Origin of the sequence: Martinezella miluonensis, from assembly GCF_900094545.1 — a bacterium.
In the GTDB taxonomy this organism is placed as follows: domain Bacteria; phylum Pseudomonadota; class Alphaproteobacteria; order Rhizobiales; family Rhizobiaceae; genus Rhizobium; species Rhizobium miluonense.
Genome location: NZ_FMAH01000084.1, coordinates 1 through 10,362, shown reverse-complemented (window position 1 = coordinate 10,362; position 10,362 = coordinate 1). Strand labels below are relative to the sequence as shown.

The following is a 10,362-nucleotide window of genomic DNA, read 5'->3' as shown; positions in this document are numbered from 1 at the left end:
TTCCCATTCCCCCCACAAAGGCAGCCTGACGAAGGGGCGCCAAATACAAAGGAGAAAGGTTTAATTCCATCACGCTGCTTATTGTTGGGCGTGGCGGCCGGTCAGGGCAACCCTCGTTGTGATTCTGCGAGCCTGAAACGGCAACACGCGCCATGTGAGACAGAGGAAGGCCCGAGACGAACCACGGTCCTGCGGTATTCAACCCGCGCATCAGAGTCTGATCAACCGTCGTCTCAATGCCGCCGCGTCCTGCAATAGGCAGCATATTTGTCCCTCGTCGACGCTGAAAAAGGCGACGCGAAAAACCTATGCCCAAACTCTTGAAAACGGACATGAGAATCAGACCAAAGCTGATTTGTGAACCCACTTTGTCAACATCGCCTAGGGGATCCGCTTCGTCCCGCTTGGTTTCGATCCGCCCGGACAATCCTTGATCCGATAACTGGACCGAATTACCTCGAAAGATCACGCCAAGATCAGCGGCACTGAAAACGACAAAGTCATGGGAATACCAGGTCGCGTTACTGCTTCTGGGCAAACCGACACGGCTTCGATTATGTGCAATGATGAACGCAGCATCTGACGCCACGAAAATCTCATACGGTCGGCCCGCCTCTAGGCTGTATCTGGCAATTTCTCTGCGAGAGGCGATATCGATCAGGCACACTTCCGCCTGGTCAGAGATACAAACCAAGCGATCGGACCCGACGACGGCTGTATGCTGAATGCTTTTCCTCGGAAACGGCAGGAACATCCGCCATTCGCCATCGGTTTCCACGGCTGCGACGGCCCTATAACGGCGCTCTGTACCGGTCGTGTGGGCGCGTAACATGTATGGGGGATCTCCAGGTTGCGCTTGTACTGCCGACTTCCCAGCGAACTCAAGCCAACGATTGAGATCAAAGTCGATGCGGCCCACGGAATTGGTAAGGCCACGTACTTAAGATGGCGTGAAGTTCGGCTCCTCAACCATTGAAATCACGGGTGAAATCACGAGTGTGCGGTTGCCTACTTGCGGCCAAGCAACGTCCAGCCTGTGCCGACGATTGCAATGCCGCTCCCGACAATGATCATTAAATCCGAAATGCGTGGCCTCTCGGCGGCGAGGAGGTTGGATATTCCGACAAAAAGGCATACCGCCATGCCGATCAAGGTTAGGTATCGCAACAGTCTTGCCGACATATGTGCCTCGCGTTTCAGGACGAATCTCTACCGTTGTCCGACGGATTATCTACGGTGTTGCAACGTTTAGATGTCAGCGTCCTTGCAGGCTTGAACTGAAACCGGTGGAATTGGCGGTCGCGACGGTCAAATCGGCAACAACTCCGGCGCGAATATGTATCTCATATACTTCTCCATTCGGTGGTGTGTCTTCAAGACGTCACAACAATATTTCAATCTGTGCGCACATTTTGCATTGCAATTGTTCGAGGGGAGAGAGCAGACAATGTCTAATGCCACGACCGCACTTCCGGGCCCTGTATTCCACGAGCCGATCTATTCGGAAGGAAAAGCTAGTCACGATCCCACCGGTTTTTTGGTGGATCACCCATCCGATACACCCATTTACGACGAAGTTGACAAACTGCTCAAGACGCAGGTGGTCGGTTTCGATAAGTCCCGCATCCAGCCCGACGAGCTTTTCTCACTGGAAGAAGCCCTCGGCCCGCGCGGATCAGACGTTGTTCAGCAGATTAAGGAAGCCGGTCGTATCGTTTTTCATTCGATTGGCGATTCAGGAGCTACGACTGAAGGGAAGCAATACGCCGATGAATTGACGGTTGCCGATCAGCTAACGGAAGATTGCAACGTTACGCAGAGCGCCAATAGGCCATCGTTTATCATGCACCTTGGTGACTTGGTCTATAGTTTCGGCGAGTCAAAATACTACTACGATCAGTTTTACGCGCCTTTCCGAGATTATCCGGGGCCGATATTCGCCGTTCCCGGGAACCATGATTCATTCGTTCTTCCCAACACTCCTGCCGGTGAAACCCCACTGGAGGTCTTTGCTCGCAATTTCTGCTCCGACTCGTTCGTCATCACGACAGAAGCGGGGTCGTTGCACAGAACCGCGATGACGCAGCCCGGTGTTTATTTCGCTCTGGACGCTCCTTTTGTCCGGCTACTCTGTCTCTTCAGCAACGCGCTCGAAGATCCAGGCGTTATCTCCAGCGAAGATGGAAAGTGGCCGAGCGTCCCAGACTATCAGCTGGAATTCCTGGAGAGGCAGCTCCAAAAGATAAAAGATGAGGACTACAAGGGCGCGGTACTGATCGCCGTGCATCATCCACCATTCAGTTACGCGCCCCCGAGCAGCGTCAAAGGCTCCGGTGGATCGCATGGATGCAGCTTGGCGATGCTTGCGGAAATTGACACCATCTGCAAAAAGGTTGGCGTCTATCCGCATGCATTTTTGTCCGGGCACGCACATAACTATCAGCGCTATACACGGACTGTCGAGTTCGGTGACAAGACGTTTGATGTCCCGTTTATCGTCTGCGGTGATGGTGGACATCATGTCAATGCGATTGCCAAGGCGAAAGCTGGTAACGTCGCCGAAGAACCTCACTTCGGTATCGATGTCAGCTACCTCGACGCCAATCCGGTCGTGGATGCGAAGGGCCTTTCTCTCGAAAAGTACAATGATCGAGGATACGGCTATCTTCGCATCAGCGCGGATAGCAGCCAGGTCGCCATCGGCTTCCATCTGGTCGGCCAGACCTCGCTCGCGCAATCCCGTTTCGACAAGGTGACCGTCGATTTGGCATCGCATGAGATGATCGCAAACTAGGAGCGTTGAGTGAAGAGAATTGCTGGTGGTGCTTTCAATGAAAAGTACTACCAGCAAATTCGAAACTCGGTGCCTGTATCGCGAACAATGTGGAGGTCGCGGATCATCTCGGCGGCATGCAGTAGGCCGTGGTGCCACTCCTCGGGCGGCACCCTCGCTGCTCCCGCCGCAACGGTGCGGATGTAGATCAGGGCGTCCTTGCCTGGAACTGGGACGATGCCGAGTTCTTGCCGCAGCTGCTGGATCGCATCCACCGACCGATCCAGCAGATCACTGACCTCGTTCGGGGACAACTTTTCGACCGCATTTGCTGCTCGCACAAGATTGGCAATGAAGTCTGTCGTGGCGCTCACAGTAATCCTAGAATCGCGGCCGAAATTCTCGCGTCAAAGTTGGTCGATGGTCGATTTAAGTCAAGTCTGAATTATCCTGTGCGGTCTGGCCACCATTGGGCCGCAGACGTCACGTGGTCGTGGAGTCAGGAAAATGCGCCGGGATAGCCAGGCGCATTCTTATCAGCATTGCCTCCTTGTTTCGTCATCAGAGGTAATGTTCCTTGTTACTCGGCCTCGCGTTCTCGCATCTCGGCGACGTCGATGCCGTGGGTATCGAACCACCATTCCGGGCTCATGTCTGGATGTCGATCGCGAAGGCGGCGGTACCTGGAACGAAGTCGCTGCTGACGTTCGACTTCTTGCGTGAAATAGGGGTGGTCCAGTGTCCCGCCGATCACATGGATGCGGCGGAGGAGTTTTCGCAAGACGTAGCCTTGCTCTTTGTTCCCCGGTCGATAGCCGCTTTCCACGATCCTCATAACTGTGTCGCATAAAGTGGCCAAAGCGTCATCCGGCGGCGTTCCGTTCACGATCATGTCGAGCCGTTCGGAACCGAAGCCAACGTCGATACAGGTGCCGAGCGGATTGACGATATTTCCGATCTCGATCCCGTCCTTGTAAAACTCGGTGCAGTAGCCGCTGACGCTGCCGTCGCTCCATGTGCATTCGTCATCTGGAACGATGGCAACGCGGCCTCGATAGAGTGGTGTCCACTCCTCCAGGCGGTCCGGATGGATCGTGACATGGTCAGGTATCAGACCGAGTGTTCCGAGAAACTCGATCCAGAAATCTATGGCGTCGCCGACGGTCATCTCTCGAAACGAGAAAAGCCCGAGCATTGTGAAGTGGAGGAAGTGCGTCCCGTCTCCGATTTCGTCGAGATCGCCCATTCTCAGGCAGGCCTGAGTGTTCGCAACGGTTCCAATGTAGGATGGATCGGAGAAGAGGGGTTTGTACTGCTGCATCCCGGCGCTACAGAAGAGCGTGGTATTATCGTGCGGCCGTACGGATTCTATGCGTGTGAAGTCGATGCCTTTGGAAAGGCAGAAGTCTTGGTATTGCTGGATCAGGCGTCCCGCGATGACATAGGCAACCTCCTTTGTTGTGTGTGTGCCCGCAGCCAATATAGTTGTATCGCATGCGAACTGCAATCGCACGCTTCGCGACCGAGATCCAGCACGGCAAGCCTAACATTTGGGTTTATCAAGGTCGTTTGAAAAGGCCTCAAGCGCATCCACGCCGCGAATACAATGAAGGGTTTTGCCATCCCTTTCCGCGTCCGTGCAGAGGGCACGGATGCCGGGCATCCATTCCTCATCGATTTCCCATATCGTCCGAAACAAGTCGCGGGTCGGTGGCATCGCCAAAAGGCCACCGGGCGGATGTGCCAAATCGGCCGAAGCCCAACTTATTTGCCTCTCGGCAGCAAGCCAAAAATGCATCCACAGGGGCATGTCGATAAGGATGATCTCCGTGGCACGGTCCACCCGGGCCGGTATCGAATTCCAGTGTCCGACCCCATCGATCACCCAAGCTTGACCAGATATGACTTCCTCATGTTTGCGAGCATAGGTGTCCAGCGGGGCAGGGATCCATCCCTCCAGCCATAAAAGCTTATCGATTTCGAAATGAGGCAGACCACGACTGCGAGCAATCTTGCGGGCGAGAGTCGATTTTCCGCCACCGGCATTTCCAAGAATGATGATGCGCGACATAAGCTAGCGACCTTAATTGAGGGCCTTCCCAACGCTGCGGACGATTTAAATTTGAGAAGCGCATCCGATGTGCGTGCGCCGAAAACTATCATCAGTTAAAGCCTTATGGCAAATGTGAAGCTGTCCAGTCGCACCTTAATTCCAGGGGTCAACTATCCTTCCATGTCAGCCGGAATATGCGAAGCCAATTGTCGAGGGCGAACTTCCTGACATCTTCTTCATTAAACCCCGCCCTGCGCATGGCTTCGATAAGACGTTGCAGCCCGCTCGCATCTTTGATTTCGCGTGGCATGACGGCACCGTCGAAATCCGATCCCAAGGCAACTCTGTTTATGCCCACGCGCTCGACCAGATACTCAATATGGCGAACAACCACTTTAAGCGGGGTGTCGTCGTCGAGATTGCCATCCGCACGAACGTCATTGACGGCCAAATTCAGCCCAATGACGCCGTCCGTATCGCGGATGGCATCCAGCTGCCGGTCCGTCAGGTTTCGGGTCGATGGACAGATGGCGTGAGCGCAAGCATGCGTAGCAACGAGTGGAGCAGTGCTCAGTGCAGCTACGTCCCAGAATCCGCGCTCGTTCAAATGCGAGACATCGATTATGATCCCGAGATCGTTGCATCTCGCTACGAGCCTCTTGCCTGCGTCTGTCAGCCCAGGTCCAGTGTCAGGTGACCTTGGATATGCAAATGGCACCCCGTAACCAAAAATATTGGGGCGGCTCCAAACTATACCCAATGATCGCAACCCTTGATCGTAGAGAGTTTCAAGAAAGCTCAGGTCGATGTCGATAGCCTCGGCTCCCTCCATGTGAAGCACCACAGCGAAGGCCGACATGTTCAGAGCAGAGCGAATCTCATCCACACTCGTTGCGAGGCGCATTTGCCCGCCAGATCGGCCGATCAAGGATTTTATCGCAGAAAGCTGGTCATCAATCTGCCGACGGGCATGCTCAGGGTCTAACGCATCAGCGTAACGAACCTGGTATCCATTATTGGTAATCGTCAGATCATTTTCTGGTTCGCGATCCGGATAGGCAGAGATTGCAAATAGCCCACCGGCCATCTGTCCTTCTCGCGCCCGAGGAAGATCAAGGTGGCCGCTTTCCGAGCGAGTCAGGAAGTCTCGGCCTAGAGCCGCATACTCGACCATGGATAAGATTGCGTCGTTGTGCCCATCGAATATGCTGACGCTGTCCATGCGAATTGATCTCCCTGCTGGATCCGGCCTGGTTACGCGGATTGTATCCTGTTTGACGAAAGCGTGGCTCGCCAACCCTCGGTGTTGTGCAGGAAGCGCTACTACCGTATGTTCTGTTCAGGCCGTCGGCCTCAGTTAGATACCGACGAAAGGCGCAAACTGGGCACTAGGAGACGCTCAGATTGATACCGTCGCCCGTTTTCGGCTTTGAACTGATACGGACGATGTTCGAGACTACGTCGTACAGATCTACAACAAAGTTCCTCACAGATTCAGCGGGACCGATCAAAGCAGGATTGGCGCATCTCCCCGATCTCCAGCACGGAATTAGCTTCCAATTGCATGACAAACCGTACCTCGTAAGTTCGAGTGTATGGTCGGGCCGACATCGGATGCTTCAGGGTGACGACTGAAAATTGTAGTTATCTCGCGATTGACACAGAGGGGAGTGGCGGGCGTGAGCCTGAACTCCTTGAGCTTGGCGCGTTCGAGTTCGATTTGGCGGGCCAAGAGAGAGCCGAACACCATTGGTACTTCAGGCCAGTCGCAAAGATCTCTTATCATGCCTGGAGGGTCCACGGTCTTACTTCGAAGAGACTTCGAGCTGAACCGCTCTTTAGCGATCTCGCATCGGAGGTTCTTGCCGCAGTGTCCAATCGCTGGATCGTCGCTCATAACGCGCCTGTCGACGTTGGAATTTTAAAACGTCACTTGCCCGGATGGAGACCGCTGGAAACAATCGACACACTAATCCTGGCTCGAAAGGCTCTGCCAAGCCTACCTTCCTATAGCCTCCGTAGTGTCGCTTCGGCATTGAAGATTCCGGATATCCCCGCAGGCGACACGCATAACGCCCAGGACGACGCGCGGTTATGCATGAAGATCTTCCTTGCTCTCCGAGAAATCACTCCTGCACAAATGTCCTTTCTCTAATGTGGCCTGTAGTGGCCGCAAGTGGGGCGTTACCCGGGAGCACCACCCGATTGCTATCCACCTCAACTAATGGCGATGGAGCGGACGAGTGATCTGTGGGTGAAGAAGAAGGCGTCGGGGGACGAGGACGCCGCCTTGTTGTTGTAGACTGCCCTTGTAAGTTGTTTTCGCAGGTGGGATAACCGGCGGAAACCTATACAAGATGATTAGCAATGACGAATGAGCAGAGCTTGGTTAGACGACAGCGTCCGCTTCTTGCGGCCGTCGTGCTTCTGATCGTCTTCTGGTACTTACTGGCAGTTCCGCTCTTCATCGCTACCAAAGTGTACGGCTACGGGTTTGTGCCTTCTGCCGAGTGGATTTCAAAGATCAATGGTTTTGGAATAGCTGCGGGGCTCGTCTCCGGAATATTCCTGTGCGGCTTCATGTTCTCTCGCTCTGACACAATCCCGGGAGGCGACCTGAAAAAGACCGTTACTATCTTGTTTTCTCCCCTATTCGGATTCGTTTTGGGAAGAACAACGTGCGTTATGACCATTCCTGTGCTTCTTTCGATCGTTGCAGGTCACCACGTTGAGCTTTCGTTTATCGTCGAAGACGCCGCAGGGCACAGCGAGAAAGCCTGCAGCTTGCCCGTGGCGCTTCGAGACCTACCGATCTTTTTCAACCAACTCTGTGGTGTTTCCAATGATCTGCGAGGAACGCTTAGACCCGGAACGCGGCTCATCGTGGAAGGCCACGGAACCAGATTTGGCATCTATGCAACCAGCTTTCACAACGCGGCTCCGTAAGCTTCGGGTATGAGGCACACCGCCGTCCCGTTGTTCCTATTATCGGTCGCGGACCAGATATGTGGCTCAGCCGTTCACCGCGAAAATCAGCGTAGGATAAATGCCGCTGCTTCCCTGACCGCCGCAGACTGATCGAATTCAACCTGTCGGGCATAGTGCCGCCCGGCATCTGGCGGCAGTGAGTTCCGGCCGACACACTCCAGGACGACACGCCTTACGATCGGCGACCGATCCAGGATTGCCGTGTCGGCGACTTCCATTGGTGAAACCGAGCAAACAAGCTCTCGGTGGCTATAGGTTGGGATCCAGCGCTTGAGATTATAGCGTTTGTCGATCCAGTCCCAACGAAAACCGGATCGCCATTTTGCCGTCCGGTCGATGAGCGCCTCGACCGCGATTGCCCGCACCACCGGATTCACCGATTTGGTGGAGATGTCCTCCAGGTGGGCATCAAGCAGGGGCGTGCGCAGTGCGTGGCGAAGCGTCGACGGCGTTGGGCCTGTCGTTTGCTGGATCAGAAGCCTGGCGAGTTCAGCCGTAACGTCTGGCCGCGCGTAGAGTTCCTCGATCATAGACCGTTCCGGCCCACCCCATCTCTCCCAACCATGTTGCCGCTTAAGCAGATCCAACGCAGCGCGAGCGATGATGGCGGGTTGAGTGAGCGGGAACACGCGCTGCGCACAGAAGAATGCCGCCGTGCGAACCGGTGCGACCCAATCATTCATTCGCCACATGACCGCCGCGACGAGAAAGGAAGATTGGAGGCCACCTGTGATCTTGTTGAGCGAAGCCTCGCGTATGTAGCCGTCGCCATGGAAGATGTAAATGAACTCCAAGCCAGGCATTTGCTTGAGGAGTTTCAAGGCAGCGTGCGGCTTAGGAGGGCTGAGCCAGAAAGGACCGGGGAGAGCCGCATAAAGGGCAGCGTCGTGACGGATTTGAAGAGACACAGTTGCGATCGACTCCGGCGGAATCGTCTTGAATTGCTGAAGGATCGTCCCAATCCTGGGTTCCAGCTCGGTTCCTTGATCTACTGACCTGAGAAGGGCGCGGGTGTCGGATGACAGAACCTGGCGATTTTTATTCATTGGTTATTTCCTGGTTCGAGCCGTCGAATATCTATGATGACGCTTGAATCCTGTCCTCGCAGCAGTTGAAGAAGGAATAATATTCGGGACTCAACAGATACAGTGTACAACCAGTGATATATACAAAACTGGGTGGGCAGTAATAATAGTATATCTTAGCTGAGTTTGTTCCCTTTAATATGCTCCATTGTTCGCCAAGTGGTCACGATCTTAAGATGTCATATTTAGAAGTCTGATGGCCGCCCTGCATATCGGCGTTAAGCTCTAAGGATTCTGTTATGAAGAAGATTATCGTATTGGCCTTGCTTGCATTCACGTCTCCTCTTGCGGCGCACGCTGCGACCTTCAAATTTCCCGGGGACAAGCCCGTCGCAAGTATCACCATTCCAGATAGCTGGAAGCCAGAGGAAACCGACAGCGGTGTCCAGGGAACCTCGGACGATTCTGCGGTCTATCTTTCAGCCGACGTTGCCAACAACAAATCCATTGACAAAGTTGTTACCGATGCGATCGATTTTCTCGCAAAGAACAAAGTAACGATCGACCCCTCAACAAAAAAGGAGACACCCACTACCGAGGTCAACGGCTTGCAGATGGGCACTTTGGAGTGGGATGGAAAGGATGAGGACGGTCCAATTAGCGTCGGTTTGCTCATCGTACAGGTGAGCGCTGACAACGCTCTCGTTGTAACGTACTGGGGAGATAAGGGGGCAGAAGACAAGCACGATGCTGAAGTTAAGGCAATCGTCGCCTCGATCAAGCCGGTTAAGTAACTTCGTCTGTTGCAGCGGTCAGCTTGTCACCGCTGCCCTCTGGGACCGTTGAATTCCGTTCCGATTTGCGCCTTTTTTCCGCCTGGCAGTTGCCCGGCCGGGCGGAGACAGACCTATGAAATGCTTGCGCCTTGTCGATGGCATCAAGAATGTGGGCTTCGCACCGTTCGGCTGGGGTGGAGCACACGGAGACGACAACGTTTAGGGGTTGTTCCGCAAGCGTCTGTGATGCTGAAACGGAAAAAAGCGAGGGCAACGAAAAGAAATCTCATGTGAACTGGATATCAGGTCATGGATACAACGCGCGATTGCGTGCTGTTGGGCGAGGAATGTCGCCGGATGGCTTTGATCGAGGGCGAGGGCCCCAACATTTATGAGAGCCGCCCGATATTTAACGGTCTGTGCTCTCACCCCCGGACCGTGCGAGCATAGCCGGAGCTAAGCGGCATTGCCAATTTCAAGGGCCTCTGCTCGGGCCTTTGTAAGAATGGGACTGTTCGGATCGATTTCGAAGGCTTTGCAAAATCGGGCTAGTCTATCGGATCCCTCTGCCGCTTCTCCTGCGGCCAATTGCAATAGTCCCCAAGCGATATCAGTCTGAATGTAATTGGCGAGCCCAAAGCGACGAAATTTCAGATTGTGTCCCGGCACGTGGTGTAGGTGACGGAAGATAGCAAAGCCGAGCGCCCGCGCGCTTTTCATAGCGCTGTAGCGGGTGATCGGCTTTGC

At 54.4% G+C, this 10,362-nt stretch carries 10 protein-coding genes and 1 pseudogene; 4 read left to right on the top strand and 7 right to left on the bottom strand.

The features are described 5' to 3' along the window. Positions 1-832 (bottom strand): annotated as a pseudogene (locus GA0061102_RS32055) (hypothetical protein); the annotation flags it as partial. Positions 833-1,447: 615 nt separating this feature from the next. Between GA0061102_RS32055 and GA0061102_RS32050 the strand changes: the two are divergent. Further along, positions 1,448-2,794 (top strand): metallophosphoesterase family protein, encoded by a 1,347-nt coding sequence (locus tag GA0061102_RS32050; RefSeq protein ID WP_159432233.1) that lies wholly within the window; start codon positions 1,448-1,450, stop codon positions 2,792-2,794. A gap of 47 nt (positions 2,795-2,841) precedes the next feature. Here GA0061102_RS32050 and GA0061102_RS32045 read toward each other — a convergent pair whose 3' ends face one another. The 4 genes from GA0061102_RS32045 to GA0061102_RS32030 form a co-directional block, all read right to left on the bottom strand. Beyond that, positions 2,842-3,147, bottom strand: coding sequence for a hypothetical protein (locus tag GA0061102_RS32045; RefSeq protein WP_092856704.1), 306 nt, complete (start codon positions 3,145-3,147; stop codon positions 2,842-2,844). Between the two features lie 206 nt (positions 3,148-3,353). Further along, positions 3,354-4,256, bottom strand: coding sequence for an alanine--tRNA ligase-related protein (locus GA0061102_RS32040; RefSeq protein WP_092856711.1), 903 nt, complete (start codon positions 4,254-4,256; stop codon positions 3,354-3,356). Between the two features lie 60 nt (positions 4,257-4,316). Continuing rightward, positions 4,317-4,844, bottom strand: a complete 528-nt coding sequence (locus GA0061102_RS32035) for a P-loop NTPase family protein (protein ID WP_092856701.1) — start codon at positions 4,842-4,844, stop codon at positions 4,317-4,319. A 148-nt stretch (positions 4,845-4,992) separates the two neighbouring features. Then, complete coding sequence (locus tag GA0061102_RS32030; protein WP_092856699.1) at positions 4,993-6,048, bottom strand: dipeptidase; 1,056 nt, start codon at positions 6,046-6,048, stop codon at positions 4,993-4,995. 369 nt (positions 6,049-6,417) lie between these two features. On the opposite strand from GA0061102_RS32030, the gene GA0061102_RS34150 reads away from it, so the two are divergent. After that, the gene (locus tag GA0061102_RS34150; protein WP_092856696.1) at positions 6,418-6,981 is read left to right on the top strand and encodes a 3'-5' exonuclease; all 564 of its coding nucleotides are present in this window, start codon (positions 6,418-6,420) and stop codon (positions 6,979-6,981) included. A gap of 212 nt (positions 6,982-7,193) precedes the next feature. Continuing rightward, a complete protein-coding gene (locus GA0061102_RS32020; protein WP_092856693.1) occupies positions 7,194-7,772 on the top strand; it encodes a hypothetical protein in 579 nt (192 codons plus the stop codon). Positions 7,773-7,858: 86 nt separating this feature from the next. Here GA0061102_RS32020 and GA0061102_RS32015 read toward each other — a convergent pair whose 3' ends face one another. Further along, positions 7,859-8,860 carry a hypothetical protein gene (locus GA0061102_RS32015; protein ID WP_092856690.1) on the bottom strand — a complete coding sequence of 334 codons (1,002 nt, stop codon included), beginning with the start codon at positions 8,858-8,860 and terminating at the stop codon, positions 7,859-7,861. 278 nt (positions 8,861-9,138) lie between these two features. On the opposite strand from GA0061102_RS32015, the gene GA0061102_RS32010 reads away from it, so the two are divergent. After that, a complete protein-coding gene (locus GA0061102_RS32010) occupies positions 9,139-9,633 on the top strand; it encodes a histidine kinase (protein ID WP_092856687.1) in 495 nt (164 codons plus the stop codon). Between the two features lie 438 nt (positions 9,634-10,071). On the opposite strand, the gene GA0061102_RS33360 is transcribed toward GA0061102_RS32010, so the two are convergent. Continuing rightward, the coding region (locus GA0061102_RS33360; protein WP_208858741.1) for a hypothetical protein at positions 10,072-10,362 on the bottom strand (291 nt) is incomplete at its 5' end.